This window comes from Dysgonomonas gadei ATCC BAA-286 (assembly GCF_000213555.1).
Taxonomy (GTDB): domain Bacteria; phylum Bacteroidota; class Bacteroidia; order Bacteroidales; family Dysgonomonadaceae; genus Dysgonomonas; species Dysgonomonas gadei.
On record NZ_GL891980.1, the window covers coordinates 696,628 to 716,230 of the forward strand.

10 protein-coding genes are annotated in these 19,603 nt (G+C 42.2%); 3 read left to right on the top strand and 7 right to left on the bottom strand.

The annotated features are described in order from the left end of the window. Nucleotide 1: 1 nt before the first annotated feature. The 6 genes from HMPREF9455_RS06825 to HMPREF9455_RS06850 all read right to left on the bottom strand — a co-directional run bounded on the left by HMPREF9455_RS06825 (nt 2) and on the right by HMPREF9455_RS06850 (nt 11,018). Nucleotides 2–1,777 carry a RagB/SusD family nutrient uptake outer membrane protein gene (locus HMPREF9455_RS06825; protein WP_006798900.1) on the bottom strand — a complete coding sequence of 592 codons (1,776 nt, stop codon included), beginning with the start codon at nt 1,775–1,777 and terminating at the stop codon, nt 2–4. Between the two features lie 6 nt (nt 1,778–1,783). Then, the gene (locus tag HMPREF9455_RS06830) at nt 1,784–4,930 is read right to left on the bottom strand and encodes a SusC/RagA family TonB-linked outer membrane protein (protein WP_006798901.1); all 3,147 of its coding nucleotides are present in this window, start codon (nt 4,928–4,930) and stop codon (nt 1,784–1,786) included. Between the two features lie 21 nt (nt 4,931–4,951). Further along, complete coding sequence (locus tag HMPREF9455_RS06835; RefSeq protein WP_006798902.1) at nt 4,952–6,757, bottom strand: LamG-like jellyroll fold domain-containing protein; 1,806 nt, start codon at nt 6,755–6,757, stop codon at nt 4,952–4,954. Nucleotides 6,758–6,899: 142 nt separating this feature from the next. After that, the gene (locus tag HMPREF9455_RS06840; protein ID WP_006798903.1) at nt 6,900–8,384 is read right to left on the bottom strand and encodes an arabinan endo-1,5-alpha-L-arabinosidase; all 1,485 of its coding nucleotides are present in this window, start codon (nt 8,382–8,384) and stop codon (nt 6,900–6,902) included. A 26-nt stretch (nt 8,385–8,410) separates the two neighbouring features. After that, on the bottom strand, nt 8,411–9,955 hold the full coding sequence (locus HMPREF9455_RS06845; protein ID WP_006798904.1) for an alpha-N-arabinofuranosidase: 1,545 nt from the start codon (nt 9,953–9,955) through the stop codon (nt 8,411–8,413). A 91-nt stretch (nt 9,956–10,046) separates the two neighbouring features. Beyond that, nucleotides 10,047–11,018, bottom strand: a complete 972-nt coding sequence (locus HMPREF9455_RS06850) for a glycoside hydrolase family 43 protein (RefSeq protein WP_006798905.1) — start codon at nt 11,016–11,018, stop codon at nt 10,047–10,049. A gap of 218 nt (nt 11,019–11,236) precedes the next feature. On the opposite strand from HMPREF9455_RS06850, the gene HMPREF9455_RS06855 reads away from it, so the two are divergent. Both HMPREF9455_RS06855 and glyA read left to right on the top strand, forming a co-directional pair. Then, nucleotides 11,237–15,466, top strand: coding sequence for a hybrid sensor histidine kinase/response regulator transcription factor (locus HMPREF9455_RS06855; protein WP_006798906.1), 4,230 nt, complete (start codon nt 11,237–11,239; stop codon nt 15,464–15,466). Nucleotides 15,467–16,401: 935 nt separating this feature from the next. Then, nucleotides 16,402–17,682 carry a serine hydroxymethyltransferase gene (glyA, locus tag HMPREF9455_RS06860; RefSeq protein ID WP_006798907.1) on the top strand — a complete coding sequence of 427 codons (1,281 nt, stop codon included), beginning with the start codon at nt 16,402–16,404 and terminating at the stop codon, nt 17,680–17,682. Nucleotides 17,683–17,761: 79 nt separating this feature from the next. Here the strand turns inward: glyA and HMPREF9455_RS06865 are convergent, their stop codons facing one another. Continuing rightward, on the bottom strand, nt 17,762–18,949 hold the full coding sequence (locus HMPREF9455_RS06865; RefSeq protein WP_044215534.1) for a class I SAM-dependent rRNA methyltransferase: 1,188 nt from the start codon (nt 18,947–18,949) through the stop codon (nt 17,762–17,764). A gap of 297 nt (nt 18,950–19,246) precedes the next feature. Between HMPREF9455_RS06865 and HMPREF9455_RS06870 the strand changes: the two genes are divergently transcribed. Then, nucleotides 19,247–19,603: DUF4372 domain-containing protein (locus HMPREF9455_RS06870; RefSeq protein WP_044215536.1), on the top strand; the 357-nt coding region annotated here is incomplete at its 3' end.

Consider the following 19,603-nt stretch of genomic DNA (forward strand, 5'->3'; position numbering starts at 1 on the left):
ATTACCAACCCGGATTATTTTCAATGCCTGTTTTCCAAACTTCCCCTTCCGGTATAGGATAGAGATACATCTTGTTCTCAAACACCCGGCTCTGAGCCACCTTACGCGTAATAGTTCCGTCTGCACTTACATTTACGCCATAGATAGGACGCGATAGTGCTTCTACAGCAACATTCCAGCGACGGACATCCCATGCGCGATGTTCTTCGAAAGCAAGTTCCACAGTACGTTCCTTATGAATGAAGTTACGCATATTGTCTTTAGAAGACGTCAAATCGCTACGGTCTGCTATCTTTCCACTGATACCCGCGCGGTGACGTATCTTATCCAGCATATTATACACTTCCGTACCGGGGCCTTGCGCCTCGTTCAATGCTTCTGCATAGTTGAGCAGGATTTCCGCGTAACGCATGATAGTCCACAAGCGGTAAGCGCTCTGAGAATGTTCTGCACTCAGAATAGTTTCAGGAATATACTTGCGCACATAGTAGCCTGTCGGAGTTGCATTGGTATTACCTATAGGGTTGTCCCTCTGACCTGATACTACGTTGATATTGCCATTACCCCATTTTACTCCATTGTAGAGAATAGTTGCAGCCAGACGCGGATCACGGTTTGTCCAAGGTTTGGTATCATTGTATCCACTAGCGGCATTTACAGCCGGAGTATTGTTACTATATACCGGAGCACCGGTAAGATCGTACTGAGCAAATGGTGAAGAACCATCTGCCATATCGTACATATCCACTAAATTTTGCGACGGACAAAGCCCTCCGTTACCACCTTCGCCTACAGGAGTATCATTCTTTATTGCATCCCAATTTATAACTACATCATTGCGATAAAAAATCACTTCCTTATTATTTCCGGAATACGCAGTCCTCAACAATGCATTAGTATATGACTCTACACCCAAAGCATTCCCATCGGCATCCGTAGTCGTAAACAGGCTGAAATTTGCGCCGTAATCATCAATAAAACTTTTTGCTGCATCAGCGGCCTGCTGCCATGTGATACCAGATTCGGCGCTGAAACGCGGACTAGCCATATAAAGCATTATGCGTGAATACAGGGCCCGTGCCATAGGCTGGCCGATGCGTCCGGCCTGACTCGAATCCCAAGCGCTGTCATATGTCAGCAATCCGGCTTCGCATTCTTTCAATTCTTTCAGGATAAAATCTACGACGTACTCCTTCACTGTCGGGCGATTAATATAATTACTCAGCAAGTCGCCATTCGGATCGAGAACTTCGGTCACAATCGGAATTGCCCCATAACGCAGGAATAGTTCCCAATAAAAATAGGCGCGCAGGAAACGGGCTTCCGATGTATAATGCAATTTATCCTCCTTGTATTTCGTATCGCTCAGAGAAGGCTCTTTTGGTACACTCTCTATACGGGTAATGATCATGTTACATTTACGGATAGCACGATAATGATGCTCCCATGTAGCAGTAAGTTCCGCTTCGCCTGCCGAACCATAATAGTTTCCGATATTAAAAGTAGTTCTCACCCCACCTGTAGAATAACTGGTCTCGGCCAAATCCGTAGCCGAATCTAACCAGGAATCTTTTATACGGCTAGCTCCATGGCGTAAAAAATTATAAGTATCATAGTGGAATTCCACCATCAGGTTCCAGTCGCTAAACACTTCTTCTTCGGTTAGTTCATTACTGGGCTGTTTGTCCAGAAAATTACCGAAAGCGTCTTCGCATGAAGTCAGTGTGAAAGTAGCGATACAGACAGCAAATAAGCTATATATAATTGTTTTCTTCATGTTCTATCAGAATTTAATATTTACACCAAAATTCAGAGTCTTCATAATCGGGTAACGGTTAGATCCATTACTTTCAGGATCTGTCAAGCCATCCAGATCATCCCAGGTTATCAGGTTGTTAGCATTAATAAACAGCCGACAGTCACTCATTCCTACTTTGCCTGCCCAGTTGGTTGGCAAAGTATAACTTAACTCTATATTTTTCAAACGGACAAAAGCTCCGTTTTTCAAGAAGAATGAGTTTTGACGCTGATTATGATCGCCATAGTTATTATAGTGCAACAATGGATATTTGGCATTTGCGAGATTATAAGCTTCACTTTGTGACGGATTCCAGCGATCGAGATGATGCTCCTTCACCTTTCCTCCGTTTACAAAAGCAAACATCGCTTCTGCATCATAATAACGGCTCACATTATCAACCCCCTGGAACATCACACTGAATCCCCAGTTTTTCCAGTTGAGTCCTAGTGTCAGCGCATATATATTTTCAGGGATATCGCTTCTGCCTATAAAGGTCTCGTCCCTCTCGTCAATAAAGCCGTCTCCATTCATATCACGGTATTTGAGATCACCCACCTGTACATCGCCGAAAGTAGAAACCGGAAGGTCGCCACTGTCAATGTCGGCTTGTGTAACGAATCCGTCACACATCAGTCCAAAGTATTGGTTGATAGGGTGACCTTCACGCTTACGATATTCGGTTTTCAATTCAGGCTCGTCCATATCCAGAATTTCGTTGCGGGCATGAGAGTACGTCAGGCCAACAGAATAATGAAGGTCTTTACCTATACGGTCATTGTATTTCAACTCTATTTCGTAACCGCTATTTTTTGTCTTGCCCAGATTCCCTGCTGCCATGGCAACACCTACCCACTGCGGGCGGGTAAGGTATTCAGTCAATATATCGTTACGTTTTTCATAGAAAACATCGATATTACCGTTGAGTCGGCTACCAAACAAGCCGAACTCAAGTCCAAGATTATATTTATGAGCGCGTTCCCATGTAACTCCATAATTAGGATACTGAGCTTCATAGATACCACTCTTTCCTGTGGTTCCTAAGTAATAGTCATTCGCTATCTGCGACCATTTTTGTTCATATAAGAAACGCTGCCTTACACCGTTGATCTGATATATATCGTTACCTACCTGCCCGTAAGAAGCACGAAGCTTCAGGTTATCCAACCAGTTTTCGGTACCCTTCATAAACTCTTCGTTAGCAATACGCCATCCCAATGAGAATGAAGGGAAAAAGCCAAAGCGTTTGCCTCGCATAAAGTTTTCGGAACCGTTGTATCCGGCATTGAACTCGGCAAGATAACGGTCGTCATAACCGTATGTAACACGCCCTACCAAACCCTGGTAACGCTGCGCCAGATCCGATTTATAACGATAGTCATTCTGCATATACAACATCATGGCAGTTACATCATGCTTGCCGAACTTGCGGGCATAATTCACCTGAGCCTCCATATAGAGTTTATAGATAGACTTAAATTTTTGCGAATCTCTCAAACTCCCTTCCTCTATAAATGCCAATTCGGTATCTTTATTAAACTGATTATACGCATCGATAGATGTATAGTTGTCACGATCATTCAATTCGTAAGTAGCAAAGCCTGCTGAATAAAGATTGGTATGATAGTTTTCATAGTCAAACGAAAGCATTGCTTTGGCACTTAATCCTTCGGTCAGCCATCCCAGTTTATAGTCTACGATAAAATTGGTTTCATTGATGGTATTTACCGCACGGTAGTAACCACCTTCGGCCAATGCGGCTACGATGTTGTTCTGGTACTGTGAACTTCCTCCATAAAGGGTTTTTGCTTCTTCTCCGTTCTGTACCGTATAAGATACAGGGAAAAGCCAGCCCGGAGTATGATTCAGTTCATAGAATGTCTCGCTGTAATCATTTCGTTCTTCGGTATTGGAACCTTTACGTTCCTCGAAACGGGTACCGAAGTTTACGGAGAAAGTTAAATCCTTAGTCAGGAAGAAGTCGGTATTGGCCCGGAAAGAGTAACGGCGATAATGAGGACTTGAACTGTTACCATATACATTGTTACTTAAGTTCTTAACCAAAGATGACTGATCATAAAATTCACCTGAGGCGTAGTAACGCATGCGTTTGGTCCCCCCACGTACACTTACATTGTAACGCTGTGCAGGAGCTGTACTTTTCAATACTTCATCATACCAATCCACATTTGGATAGAGCATAGCGTCTAATCCGCTCAATTGACCCGCACTCGATTTACGATACATCTCAATATCACTGGCAGAAAACTGGGAAGGTAACCCATCATTCGCCAATGCTTCTTCGAGCAATGTCACCGACTCATAAGAGTTCAGATAAGTATTTTTGCGTGTAGGGCTTTGTATCTGCCAATTAGCTGTCAGGCTTACTTCCGGTTTTTGTTCCTTGCCTCTCTTGGTGGTGATCAGCATGACACCATTTGCGCCACGCACACCATATACTGCTGTGGCAGAAGCATCTTTCAATACGGAAATAGTTTCGATATCGTCCGGCGCAATCTGTGAGAACGGACGTTCGATACCATCAACAAGGATAAGTGGCTGAGCATCACCCGCAAAGGTAGCACGTCCACGTATATAGATCTGTGTATCATCTGCACCCGGTGCACCTGAAGTCTGAGATGTGACAACACCGCTAATCTTACCGGCAATAGCTTGTGATACGTTGGCTGCCGGCGATTGTAGTATGTCTTTAGTATTTAACTGCGAAATAGCTCCTATAACACTCTCCTTTTTCTGTGCGCCATAGCCGACTACGACTACTTCACTCAACAATTCGGAGTCTTCTCTCATTGTCACATTTATTATAGTCTTTCCTTTCACGCTTATTTCCTGTGGCTGAAAGCCTATGAATGAAAACACCAATATAGCGTTGTCATTGCTGACTGTCAATCTGAAGCCACCATCGTCATCTGTAATAGTACCGTTGGTAGTCCCTTTTTCAACGACACTGGCCCCGATAACGGTCTCTCCGGTAATATCTTTTACGATACCTGTCACCTGTCTGGATTGCGCCCATGCGTTTTGTCCAACCAGCATCAAAACAACTATTGGCAGCAACCGCAGGAGCAAATTGCTCCACGGTGCTTTTCCATTTGTTCGTTTATTTTTCATATATAACATTTTATTGATTTATTATTCGGTAGCATTCAAGAACGGATAGTATCCTACCGTACGCATATTCAGACTGGCTCCCTCTACAGTAAGAAATGCTCCTACATCGGTAGTGGTAATTCCCTCATAGAAGAATGTGTAGTCACCCAGTTTCACGCCATCAGCCGTGGTTACCTTAGCTGTCATATCCAGACGGTCTCCACTGCGTCTCAGTATTATCATACAATATGCTCCTTTCATTTGCGTGGCAAAACTATCCCAATCATAACTTGCAGATATATTCGCGGCATTGTAGTTAGAGCCTTCAGGCCCCCATCCGAAAGCATCGGCTCGTAATACGAAATATTCCGCATAACCGGATTCACCTCTGTCTTTACCATTGGTAACAACCAGTAGCCAGTTGTTCCAGTTTGCGGCACCACTGGTGTTATTAATGAATGTATAAACAAAAGGATTTGTTTTAATCAAGGAGAAATTTGAGAAATACGACCACCAGCCCGCACTTAGATCTGCCGGACCAACCAGATAGGTATCCGGTGCATATTGCTGGCCTACATATACCGTTTCCGGATCGATTGCCAGATATGAGCCTTCACAGGTCAGGAATGCACCGATATTATCAGCAAGACTTCCCTCATAGAAGAAGGTATAATTATATACTGTACCTGCGATTGAGGTAACTACAGCCTTAATATCTATTCGGTTGCCTGTACGTTTGATAGTCAGATCTACATAAGCGCCTTTCATATCATTGACAAAGCTACCATCGTCAAAATTAAAGTTATGTGATATATTCCCTCCTATATAATTGCTGTCTCCCCATCCGTAAGCATCGGCACGCAATACGAAATATTCCGCATAACCGGCTTCATCTCTATTCTTTCCATTGGTGAGAACCACCAACCAGTTCTTCCAGTTATCAGTACCACTGGTGTAGTTATAGAAACCGAAATGCATAGTCTGGTCACCCTGCATTGTTACAAGATCGGAGAAAGCCGACCACCAAGGGGTAGACATATCTTCGTTACCTACAATGATGTAATTATTTTCTTCCTCTTCACCGCCTGTTCCCGGTACTTTTATCTGACTGTCGGTAATCTGATTACGGTAGATAGTGAGATCGTCAAGCATCCATTCCTTCGTTTCACTGCCTGAGCCATAACCCAGATATAAAGAAGGTACGGAAGCCATGAACTGAACAATCTTTGAAAAATCAAATCCGGTGACTTCCTTATCTATTTTCTTCTGTCCGTCGACATATATAACATATCCGTTGTCCCGGATTGTCATTGCCACATAATGCCATTCACCGGCTGTAAGCAATCCGGTTTTATAGCCTGAAGGGTTGTTGTCCTCGTATTTTCCGTCAATACCATCATAACTCAGCCAGCCATTAGCTGTGAAGAAGAATTTCTGAGTGCCATTCTCGTTTTGGAAAGAGAATAGTGCCCCATCCAAATCCTGTTCGGAGTTTTCTCCTGTTTGAACTACTTGTTTCATCCAGAATGTGAGTGAAACTCCATTTTGAGCTTTCACGCTATTGAGCGGATTATCGATATGTGCATATCCACCATTCAAATGGAGCACACTACTTTTGCGTTCTTCATCATTTACCAGTGTGGGGGTATTGCCATCACTATAGGCATAGAGTTGGATAATTGCAGGGTCGATTTCCTCCTCGAAGGAATAAGTAACTATCTTTTCCAGTTTAGGATAAACCTGATTGCCTGAAGGGGGATCTGTTTCACCCCAGTCCTGACATGAAGCACACAAAAGGATTGTAAATGCTGCCATGATCAATGGCGCCCATTTTTTAACTTTTTGCATATAACTTAGATTAATGATTAATAATTCTTTTTTGTGCAGTATACACTGCTCAGAAAAACATTTCGGTTAACACAGTATATTACTGTTTTTCAATAGATTTAGAGTCACAAAGGCATAAGATTATTTTTCTAATTTTCATTTATTATTTTACTCTTTTTCCCCAAATGGAATATCCTTTGGAATTGAGTCCCGTAAACAAAATAGTCTGAGCCTGGTTTTCCCAGTCCTGTCCCATAAATACCTGTACATTGCATACCTCTCCAGAAATATCCAGTTTCAGAACATTCGCTTTATCAAACGACCATCTGCCGGATAGATTACCACTCAGCGACATATCTTTGTTTAAAGTGATTACATCCGATTTATTCTCTTCATTATCTCTCAGATGGTTTTCACCCCATAATATCTGTCCGGCAAACAAATCCCTGTCAGGAGCATCACCGTGGATAACTATTATTTCCCAATCACCCATAAGATCACTCTCATTTATCTGCTGCTGCGGGGTAGCTGCATATCTTTCCGGAGATACTACCGGCCAGCCGTCGGCAGTCCAGTACATGTCTCTCACATGCAGATCCATCATATGATTTTCGGGGCGCAAGCGTGCCTGATGAGCCATATAGTACTTACCGTCTTTGTCTGCGAATACACAGCAATGGGCTGTACCGGCCCAGCCAATGTGGTTGCGGAACTGATAAGGATAAGTCAGAATAGGAAAGTTATCCGCCTCTTCGCGCATATCAACTCCGAAGAAATCTGTGAAAGGGCCTTCGGGCTTGTCGGAGCGGCCTACACGCACGTTATAAGTTGTCATTAACGGGTCATAGGAGACAAACAGAAAGTATTTCTTCAGCCCGGGGTTATAGATTATTTCAGGTGCTTCTATATTGTTTTTCTTACCGTCGAAACGGCGGGCAGTAAGATGTCCCTGATCCCCGTCATTAAGCGTAAGTCCTGTTTCGGGATTCAGTTGCACGCAGTGCAGCCCGCCGAAATAAGAGCCGTAATGCATCCATTGTTCTCCGTTGTCCGGATTGGTTACAATACTAGGGTCGATAGCGTTCATTACATCACCAGTCTTCGTTTTCACCACACAGCCTTTTAGCTCCCAGGGGCCTTCGGGCGATGCGGATTCAGCCATACCGATATAAGACACCTGTTTGGCAAAAGCTGAAACGCTGTAATACAAGCGGTATTTCCCTTTATATTCTACAATGTAGGGTGCCCATATATTGGTTGCGCCTTTACCATTGTTATTATCCAAAACCCAGTCTTTGGCTTCCTGTGGAATTTCCTTAAAGGCCCATCCGGAAAATTCCCAGTTAACAAGGTCTTTCGATTTACGGACCTGTATATATCCAAAAGGCAGATTATCTTTCTTCATAGCCGCGCTGTCTTCTTTATAAATAGCGTCGGTAGAATACATATAATATGTATCCCCTATCAGCAGGCACGACGGATCGTGTACATTGTAGGTACCCCATTGCTTATAATCCTTCATTTCAGAAATGCCCGAATAATCGTCAGCCCACGGATTTACGTTGGCTTTCGGCTCAAACGGCTTCTGAGTACAGGATACAAGAAAAGTACAGCATCCTAAAAACAGGATATTGAAAATTGTTTTCATAGTTAATTTAACCGCAAGTTTGTGAGTTAATTCAATTCTATAGTTACTACTGACTTAGCCGGGATTTTCACCGTTAATACATCATTTTTCACTGCTGCATCTTTAAAATCCTTCAACTCTACTTCGTTTGGCTTTTCGAATGTATTGTGAGAATCTGTTTTGGGTGCAGTAATTATATTACCGGAAACGAAACGGCCGTTTTTCAGGTCTTTAATAGTACATGTTATATCCACCGATTGGCTAGGATCGATATTCACAATTGACACATGTATTTTTCCGTCGCTATCTTTCGATGCCGAAGCCGATACCGAATTGATTTCCTTACCCAGACGACTGTATGAAGGACTTATAATATCGAGCGGCAGCATGGTTGCATCCTGATGCACTTTGTACATATCAAACACATGATAGGTAGGAGTCAGCAGCATTTTGTCACCTTCTGTAAGAAACAAGGCCTGTAGCACATTGACCAATTGCGCAATATTAGCGATACGCACCCTGTCAGCATGTTTATGGAAAATATTCAGGATAGTTCCCGCCAGTAAAGCATCGCGCAGGGTATTTTGCTGATACAGGAATCCCGGATTGGTTCCCGGCTCCACATTATACCATGCACCCCATTCGTCTACTATCATGGCTATTTTCTTTTCAGGATCGTATTTATCCATTATGGCGGCATGTTTTGTCACTATCTCATCCATACGCATACCATGTTCCAGTAATGAAAAATACTCATCTTCATTGAAGCCCAGCGCGTTTCCTTTATCTTCCCACTTGTAAGTAAATGTATAATTGTGAACAGATACACCCGACATCATGTGATGCGGTATGTTTTTCATCATCACTTCCATCCAGCGGTAATCGTCTACGTTAGGGCCTCCGGCAACTTTGTACAGTCTGTTTTCTCCGTAGTTGCGGCAATAAGTAGCATAACGGCGGTAATTTTCGGCATAGCCTTCCGGAGTCATGTTTCCTCCGCAGCCCCAATTCTCATTACCAACGCCCCACAGGGTTACTTTCCACGGTTTTTCGCGTCCGTTCTTCTTACGAAGGTTCGACATCGGGCTTTCCCCGTCAAAAGTGATGTATTCCACCCATTTAGACATTTCTTCTACTGTGCCGCTTCCCATATTCCCACAGATATATGGTTCTGTTCCCAGTGCTTCACAAAGATTAAGGAATTCGTGCGTACCAAAACTATTGTCTTCTACTACCCCACCCCAGTGAGTATTTACCATTTTAGGACGGTCTGCTCTTGCACCTATTCCGTCCATCCAGTGATACTCATCGGCAAAGCAGCCGCCCGGCCAACGAAGATTCGGTATTTTAATATGTTTTAACGCATCGATAATATCCTTGCGTACACCATTTACATTAGGGATATGAGAATCTTCCCCTACCCAGAGCCCGTCATAGATGCAACGTCCAAGGTGCTCGGAAAAATGACCGTATATATGTTTGTCGATCTTGTATTTTCCGGCGTTCGATTTAACGACTATCTCCGCCTTTTGCTGTGAGAATACCGTTATGCAAACAAAAAGAGATAAATAAAACAGTAGATTTTTTTTCATGATAAGTTATAAGTTGTGAATTATTAGTCTTTTAGAAAGGAGAGGTATCCAAAAGTGAGGACAAGCCCATACAGGCTTTATCCTCACTACCTTATTTAACGCCTAAAACCCCTTCTGATGTCATTTGTATCCGTTTTATAGTATTGTCTTCATTATAATGCAGGCGGTCGATACAGACCGAACGGCGGAAACTCCCTCCTTGTGTCGGTATTGCACCATTGTGATATATGAAATACCACTGCCCTTTGAATTCGACTATTGCCTGATGATTGGTATTGGAATTGCCTGCGATCTCATTCAGTATGCCTTTGTATTCCCAAGGCCCGTTTATACTTCTGCTCATAGCATATCCCAGTTTTTCGGGGAAATACTGTGCGTATGACAGGTAATACCATCCATTATATTTGTGTATCCATGGCGCTTCTGTAAAGTTTGGCAAATCGACTGTCATTACCGGACTATCCAGTTCAATCATATTTTCCTTCAGTTTTGCATAGTAGCATTGCGTATTTCCCCAGAACAAATATGCCTGGCCATCATCATCTATCCATACCGTAGGATCTATATCATCCCATCCTATCGAAGTGTAGGCTGTAGTCATATCGTTAGTTATCAGCGCTGAACCTCTGGCGTCCTTAAACGGCCCGAGCGGATTGTCAGCGACCGCCACACCTATAGACTTACCGGGTATAGTTCCATGCTCTACAGTTACATACCAATAGAATTTACCATCACGTTCGATAACCTGTGAAGCCCATGCTTCACCCTTTGCCCATGCAAAATCTTTTGCCCGTAGCGGAACTGCATGCTCTGTCCAGTTTATCATATCATCCGACGAGAATACAAGCCACTCGTTCAGTGTATAATGATTATGGGGAGGGGGACATTCGTCATGACCCGCATATATGTATAGCCTGTCGTTGTGTACCAATGCTGCAGGATCGGCTGTATATTTATGTGTAAAAACAGGGTTGCCTGTTATACGGAAAATCGTATCCTGCACCGAACCATGTATATTAGATACGGCAATACAAAAAAGAAAGATAAGTTTCAATATTTTCATGGTTTTTAATACTTTATTTCTCAAAAAAGCAAGATTCTTTGGTTGGAATCAGGTTAACTTTTGATTGTTCTTTTTTTATTTCTTTGACAAATATATGCATGTGAAAGCCTTAGAATGGTGGACAAATAAATATAAAAGGTGGACAAACTAGTATTTAAGTGTAAAAAATACATTTTTAATTTTTTATTACTAACTTTACTCAACCAAAATCAGTTTACATGAAAAATACACTTATAATAATAAGCAGTATCATTATATCTCTATTGTCTATACCAAAGGCGACAGGGCAAAATAATATTTCATCAAAATATATATTCAGTACCATCAGCATAGATGAAGGACTTCCTGTAAATTTTGTAGATGACATATTCAAGGACAGTCACGGATTTATCTGGGTAGCTACTCAGGGAGGAGGCTTGTCACGATACGATGGTTATGAATTTATAAATTTCAATGTAAACAGTTCACCTCTCTTTCTTAAGAGTAATTTTATACGGAAGGTCGTGGAAGACAATTTCAACCGATTGTGGACAACATCTAATAATGGTATAGACATCATAGATCTCAAAACCATGAAGAAGTCGACTATTTCGCATACAGATAATTTATTCGGTACTGTATCAGATACCCCGGCTATTACAATATTTAAAGACAGGAAAGGCAGTATCTGGGTGGTTTCGACAGAAAACATGTATAAACTGGAATTCGATACCAAAGGCAATATACAGCGCATATATACAACCGTGCAAAAAGGCTCTCCTTACAGGTTTACATGCATCAGTGAAATAGACAATGAAATATGGGCCGGAAACGACGGGGCTGTCTATAAAATAACGGAAGGACAAAGTGGAAAGCTCAATTTACAACTCGTCTCAACACATTTCAGCATATCATCGAATCTCTTTATCTCGAATATTCTGAAAAAAGATAACGCAATATGGATGGCCACAGAAGACGGACTGTTCAGATACAATGATATAAATCAGCCTCCGGTACATTACCTACACAATCCTCTGAACCAATATTCCATTTCCCAGAATATGGTTACAGACCTAAATATTGTAAACGGGTCTATCATAGCGGGAACGTTACGGGGATTAAACATTTACAATCCCGTTACTGACGGATTCGAACATATCACTCACAATAGTGAAGAGGAATCGCTGAGCAGTGACTTTATAAATTGTTTGCTGGCTGATGGCGATAATCTCTGGATAGGGACCGAATCGGGAGGTATCAATAAAATGACTTTACGCAAATTGGCCGTAAAAAATTATATCCATAGTAATTCCGACAAGGGCAGTATATCACCTAACCCTGTCAATGCCATTCTGGAAACACGTAATGGCAACTTATGGGTAGGAAGTGTGGAAGGCGGACTGAACCTGATGAAAAAAGGGGAGTCTTCCTTTACTCATTATATGGCCGGTCCGGGATTACTCAGTCATAATAGTGTAAGTGTACTGGAAGAAGATAATGACGGAAATTTATGGATAGGCACATGGGGTGGAGCAATAAGCATACTGAATGAAAGTAAACTCCCTGCCATTTCCTATAAATATATAAATCCCAATTCCAGTTTTATTGGAATCCTCAAGTACGACCCGGTGAATAATGGTATGTGGATAGGAACCAACAGGGCAGTCTATTGGTACGATATACATAACAACAGCCTCGAAATCCCTTTACCCGACAATATGAACCAAAACATATGGGGTACACTGGGAAGCGCCATAGACAAAAAGAACAGGCTCTGGCTGGGTTGCTCTGAAGGTTTGATACAGGTAGACCTCAATGCATATGATGAGCGTACCAAAAAATTCGCAGCACGATTTGTTTCTCTGAATGAACAGGAAGTCAATAAACTGTTTCTGAAAAACATCACATGCATCTTTCAGGCACACGACAATACAATATGGGTAGGCAGTAACGGATATGGAATATGCAAGATAGAGGAAATAAATGGCAAGTATATTTCCCGTACATATACGATGGTACAAGGTCTGGTTAACAATGCCGTATTCGGGATACTGGAAGACGAGCAGGGACTGCTCTGGATAAGTACGGGACGGGGCATGTCATCATTCAATCCACAGACTGAAAGATTTGTAAACTATACCAAAGACGACGGACTTGCCAATCATCAGTTTTACTGGAATGCTTCTTTCAAATCACCTGTCAGCAAGAACCTGTATTTCGGGAGTATGACAGGGCTCACAGAGCTGCAAGGGAATTCCCGGTATGCATCGAAAGAGCAGAGAGGGGTAACATTTACCAAACTGCAAATACTAAATCAGACTGTGTGGTACAATAGCGGCAATTACATAAAAGAGGATATCAGCTATGCAAAAAAACTTGATCTGCATGAACAGGATAAATCTTTCTCTATCGAATTCTCGGCTCTCGATTATGACAATCCATCGACAGTTGCCTATTCATACAGGCTTTTAGGATTTGACGATAAATGGATAGACGTACCTTCTAACCGCCGCTTTGTAAGTTATACAAATCTCAGTCCCGGCACTTACCGGCTTCAGGTAAGGTGCATGACCAAAGCCTCGGACTGGTCTGAAAACATAACAGAGCTGGAAATAGAAATACATCCGTTTTTCTATAAGACCATATGGTTTATCAGTTTATGTATTATATTACTGCTGGTATTGGGTATCCAATTATATAAATGGCGTATAAATTCATTAAAGAAACAACGCGAAATATTACACAAAAAGGTAGAGGAACGGACACATGCACTCGAAGAACAGAAAAAACTGCTGGAAGAACAGGCGGTAGAGCTAAAATTGCAAAATACCATTCTTGTAGACCAGAATGAAAAGATTTCTTATCAACGGAAACAATTGATAGGAATGTCGAAAAAAGTGCAGGAAGCAATGGACGACAGAATGTCTTTCTTTACAAATATCACTCATGAATTCCGCACTCCTATTACCCTTATTATAGGACCTATAGAAAGAGCCTTGAAACTGAGTACCAACCCTAAGGTAGTAGAGCAATTACAGTATGTGTCCCGCAACTCGAAACATCTCCTGTCACTGGTTAATCAACTGATGGACTTCAGGAAAGTAGAATCGGACAGTATGAGTGTAAATCCGACGGCGGGGAATCTCATCAATTTTCTGGATGAACTCCTGATACCGTTCGAATCATTTGCAAATGAGCGAAGTATAAAGATAAGAAGGGTATACAGGATGCCACATCCCCGCATAATGTTTGACGAAGAGGCTATACGAAAGCTGATAACCAATCTGCTGGCCAATTCCATCAAATTTACACCCGATGGGGGAAGTGTAACTCTGTATGTAAGTACCATCACGGGAAGTAACAGAGAGGATAAATTGTATATCTGCGTACGAGATTCGGGCATAGGCATTAAGGATGAAGACCTCAACCGTATCTTCAACCGCTTCTACCAGTCGGACACACGCGCCAAATACCCTGTCTACGGACAAAGTGGCACAGGTATCGGGCTCTATCTGTGCAAAAACATAGTCAACTTGCTCGAAGGCAGCATTGCAGCCAGAAACAATCATACAAAGGGTGCCTCGTTCCGGATATTGTTACCTCTCATTGCCGCATCTGCTTCTGAGCAACAGTCATTCACGGAAAATTATATTCCTCCCGTAGCCGACAGCAGAGAATATACTCCTGCAACAGAGCAAAAAGAACAACGATTGACAATACTTGTTGTAGAGGATAATATGGATATGCGTAAATATATCTGTTCTATATTATCCGATTATTATAAAGTGGCGGAGGCTGAAAACGGAGAGGAAGCTTTAAAGGTATTGAAAGCAACAGCGATCGATTTCATCATCAGCGATCTGATGATGCCTGTTATGGACGGGCTCGAATTATCTCAGAAGGTTAAATCGGACATGTCTACTTCCCATATACCATTTTTGATGTTAACAGCAAAGACGTCGATCGAAACGCAAATCGGCAGCTATAAAATGGGCGCGGACGAGTTCCTTACCAAACCCTTCGATGAAGAACTGCTACTTACAAGAATCAATAATATCCTGGAAATCCGCAAACTATATCAACGAAAATTCAGCCTGTACATGAATGTGGAGGAACTGAACATCACAGAAGACTCGAACGACGAAAAGTTCCTCAAAAAAGCAATGGAAATCATAAAAGAGAATTATATAAATACAGAATATGATGTGAGCAACTTTGTTAATGATATGGGTGTAAGTCAGAGCCTGCTTAACAAAAAGATGCAAATGCTTACGGGGCAACCCCCGAGCCACTTTATCCGTGATTTCCGGCTATCCATAGCCAGAGAACTGATCCTAAAAAATAAAGGCAATAAGACCATTTCGGAGATAGCCTATGAAGTAGGCTTTAATGACCCGAAATATTTTACCCGTTGTTTTACGAAGCACTTTGGTATTGCTCCCAGCGCCATGTCGAAAGATACGGACTAGAATGTGATTATCTATCAATAAGTTTATCTATAGAATAAGAGCGAATAGCCTTTAGCTGATAGCTATTAGTTCTTTGAAAAATTAATTAGCAGATTGGTAAATTAGCATATTAGCAAATGAGTGAAAAGGTGTAACCTTTGTTACTTTTTAACAAGTAGTAAGTTTTAAGTAATAATGCGAATCAGTAGTTGAGATTTAATGTTCTATTTTTTTCAGCTGCACTTCGTTCCGCTTAAATGTTCATTTTGGCATTGCCCAAAACGAACCAAAAGGCTAGCGCTTCGCTCCTCGGCGACCCAAAACCATTTTGACGGCTGAATCAAACAAACGGGCTATCGCCCCGTTTGATTCTACGCCGTCTGCAACGGATTGGGTACCCCGCCTGCGTCACTAATGCGCAAGGGCTGACGCACGTGGAGCTAAAGCATGAAGAGCCTCTGTCCTGTCGCCGCATCGCGGTAACGGCCTCATTCCGCAGGCGGGGTACCCAATCCGTAAAGCGGAGGTGTAGGGCAAAATAGGGTAGCTGCTATACACGGCTGATAATCCAACTAAAAATGATTCCGTATTATTTTGCCCCACCGGAGCTGCGGTTTTGGGGCGCCGGAGGGATGCAGCCTTGATTTTTTGTTTCGTTTTGCATCAAGGCAAAATGAAAAACAAGCCGATAGGCGCGTTAGATAAAATAGAACAATATTATACTACAATAATTACTTTAACTACTGATTGGAATTAATAAGTAATAAGACATGGTCTCTGTTAATTGATAAAAGCTAATTATTAATTTTTCATTCTTAATTATTAATTGTTTTTTGTGTTACCTTTGTGGTCGTAAAAACTATAAACAATAATTGCAGGTGTAATTCCCGCATTTACAAAAATATAAACAGGTCTGCGACCTTAATTTTTTCACCTCATAAAAATTTCATTTGCTTATGAAAAGAGACACAGCCATTTTTGATATTATCGAAAGAGAGTATCAACGACAACTGAAAGGAATCGAATTAATCGCATCGGAAAACTTTGTCAGCCAACAGGTAATGGAGGCAATGGGTTCATGCCTAACCAACAAATATGCAGAAGGCTATCCGGGGAAAAGATATTATGGGGGATGTGAAATAGTAGACCTTAGTGAACAACTGGCCATCGACCGTTTGAAAGAAATATTCGGCGCGGAATGGGCTAATGTACAGCCTCATTCGGGAGCACAGGCTAACGCTGCTGTTTTCCTCGCCTGTATGCAGGCCGGAGATAAGTTCCTGGGACTAAACCTGTCACATGGAGGTCACCTTTCGCATGGTTCACCCGTAAACTTTTCCGGACTAATGTTCCACGCACTTGAATACAATGTGCGCCAGGATACCGAACAGGTAGACTACGAACAAATGGAGCAGGTTGCCCGTACCGAAAAACCAAAAGTAATCATCGCCGGAGCTTCGGCTTATTCCCGTGACTGGGACTATGCGCGAATCCGTAAGATAGCTGACGAAATAGGTGCAATCTTTATGGTAGATATGGCACATCCTGCCGGGCTTGTTGCCGCCGGATTACTGAATAATCCGCTGCCTCATGCCCATATAGTGACTACCACCACTCACAAGACCCTTCGTGGGCCTCGTGGCGGAGCAATTCTACTGGGTAAAGATTTTGAAAATCCATGGGGTAAGAAAACGCCTAAAGGCGAGGTACGTATGATGTCTGCACTGCTCGACTCGGCTGTATTCCCGGGAATACAGGGTGGCCCGCTGGAACATGTGATTGCCGCTAAAGCCGTTTCGTTTGCAGAGGCACTCGACCCTTCATATAAAGTATATCAGACACAGGTAAAGAAAAACGCAGCCGCTATGGCTCAGGCATTTATAGATAAGGGGTATAAGGTAGTATCGGGTGGTACGGATAATCACTCTATGCTAATAGATCTTCGTCCTAAATTCCCCGAGCTGACCGGTAAGCTGGCTGAAAAAGCGCTTGTAGAAGCGGATATCACAACGAATAAGAACATGGTTCCGTTCGATAGCCGTAGTCCTTTCCTTACTTCGGGACTTCGCTTCGGTACACCTGCCATCACTACACGTGGAGCGAAAGAACCGCTGATGGCTGAGATCGTGGAAATGATAGATACTGTTCTTTCAAATCCTGAAAATGAGCAGACAGTAAAGGCTGTTCGTGAGAAGGTAAATGCAATCATGAAAGAATATCCATTATTCGCCTGGTAATCAGAAACAATTATTATAAATATAAAGGAGCCGTATAATAACCGGCTCCTTTATATTTATAATACTATCTTCTCATCATTTATTCCACATACAATACCAATCCCTTGAGATATTCCCCTTCCGGATGATATATATTGATAGGATGGTCGGCCGGCTGACTCAACTGGTGTAGTATGCGCACTTTCCTGCCGGACATGGCTGCCGCACTGAATACAGCCAGACGGAATGCCTCTTTAGTTATTACCTGCGAGCAGGAGAAGGTAAAGACAATTCCCCCCGGAGCTATTTTATCAAAGGCGACGGCATTCAGGCGTTTATATCCCTGCAATGCATTCTTGATCGCTCCACGGTGTTTTGCAAAGGCTGGAGGATCGAGTATTATCAGGTCGTAATCGCCTTTATTTATATTGCCGAGGTATTTGAATGCATCTTCTGCAAAAGCCTCATGCCGCTTATCATCCGGGAAGTTAATCTCCACATTCTTGTTCGTCAGCATCACCGCTTTGGAGGAACTATCGACTGAATGCACCACCTTTGCATTTCCACGCATAGCATAGAACGAGAACCCGCCTGTATAACAGAACATGTTCAGTACCGAACGGTCTTTAGCATAACGCTCCAGTAATGCCCTGTTATCGCGCTGATCGACAAAGAAGCCGGTCTTTTGCCCCTTTACCCAGTCGGGATAGAACTTCAGTCCGTTTTCAGAAGCAATCTCGGCGACATCCTTACCGCCGAACAGATATTCGTTTTCCGCTCCCAGATTGGCTTTATATGGCAATGTCGTTTCTGACTTATAGTATATATTCTTCAACGTGGTTCCCATTACAGCCTTTAACGCGTCACAAATCATCATCCGCGATTCGTGCATACCCACAGAGTGCGACTGTATGACAGCTGTTTCGGCATATATGTCTATAATCAGCCCGGGAAGACCATCACCCTCGCCATGAACAAGACGGTATGAATTATTATCTGCAGACAGCAGCCCTATCGACTTTCTTAGTTCTAAAGCGGAGTTCAATCGCTTTTTCCAGAAATCAGGATTGATCTCCTCTTCTTCGAAAGACAGGACGCGTACCTCAATGCTTCCGATCTGATAATGCCCTACGGCAATAAATTCGTTACTGGCTGTATATACGGAAACCACCTCTCCTTCGGTGAGGTCATTATCTTTTTGCTGTACTGCTCCCGAAAATATCCACGGGTGAAAGCGTCTCAGAGATTCTTCTTTCTTGGGTTTTAGCTTTATTATCTTATAATTCATATTATGATGCTTCAGCAATGAGTTGAAGTGGTACAAAATTACAACTTTATTTTCAAAGATAAAGGTTATCTGTATTGCATACAGGGCAAACGCATCAAATTATTCAACTTCTATCGAAGGCCTGTAGGGGCGTATTGCATACGCCCGCATAACAAAATATCACAACTGGGCGTATGCAATACACTAGTGTCCACTAAAAAACATTAACAAGCGATGTAATTATTTGATATGCAATTAATAATATTCGTTTTTTTTACGTGTACATTTCAAATCTCTATTTTTGTTAGAAGTAACAAAATGATAGTAGGAATGCACAATGGACATTACGTTTTTACTCAATTATGTAGATTTCTGCCCAAGAGAGCTTTTGATTGTTTAGTCGATAAATACGAAGGCAATAAATATGTAAAATCATTTACTTGTTGGAATCACCTTTTAGTTCTGATTTTTGGTCAGTTATCTAATCGGGAAAGCCTTCGGGATTTGATAGGGATACTTGATGCGCATAAGAAAAAGTTTTATCATCTTGGATTTGGAAAAAGCGTAACACGTAGTAATTTATCTAAAGCCAATGAAGTACGTAGTATAGATGTTTTTGAAAAATTTTCTTTAAAGCTCATTGATTGTATAAAATCCAATAATACACAGATTGTT

What these genes read in the sequence shown, in the direction of transcription:
- HMPREF9455_RS06825 (WP_006798900.1), bottom strand. Translation starts at nt 1,777, where the DNA reads ATGAAGAAAACAATTATATATAGCTTATTTGCTGTCTGTATCGCTACT.
- HMPREF9455_RS06830 (WP_006798901.1), bottom strand. Translation starts at nt 4,930, where the DNA reads ATGAAAAATAAACGAACAAATGGAAAAGCACCGTGGAGCAATTTGCTC.
- HMPREF9455_RS06835 (WP_006798902.1), bottom strand. Translation starts at nt 6,757, where the DNA reads ATGCAAAAAGTTAAAAAATGGGCGCCATTGATCATGGCAGCATTTACA.
- HMPREF9455_RS06840 (WP_006798903.1), bottom strand. Translation starts at nt 8,384, where the DNA reads ATGAAAACAATTTTCAATATCCTGTTTTTAGGATGCTGTACTTTTCTT.
- HMPREF9455_RS06845 (WP_006798904.1), bottom strand. Translation starts at nt 9,955, where the DNA reads ATGAAAAAAAATCTACTGTTTTATTTATCTCTTTTTGTTTGCATAACG.
- HMPREF9455_RS06850 (WP_006798905.1), bottom strand. Translation starts at nt 11,018, where the DNA reads ATGAAAATATTGAAACTTATCTTTCTTTTTTGTATTGCCGTATCTAAT.
- HMPREF9455_RS06855 (WP_006798906.1), top strand. Translation starts at nt 11,237, where the DNA reads ATGAAAAATACACTTATAATAATAAGCAGTATCATTATATCTCTATTG.
- glyA (WP_006798907.1), top strand. Translation starts at nt 16,402, where the DNA reads ATGAAAAGAGACACAGCCATTTTTGATATTATCGAAAGAGAGTATCAA.
- HMPREF9455_RS06865 (WP_044215534.1), bottom strand. Translation starts at nt 18,949, where the DNA reads ATGAATTATAAGATAATAAAGCTAAAACCCAAGAAAGAAGAATCTCTG.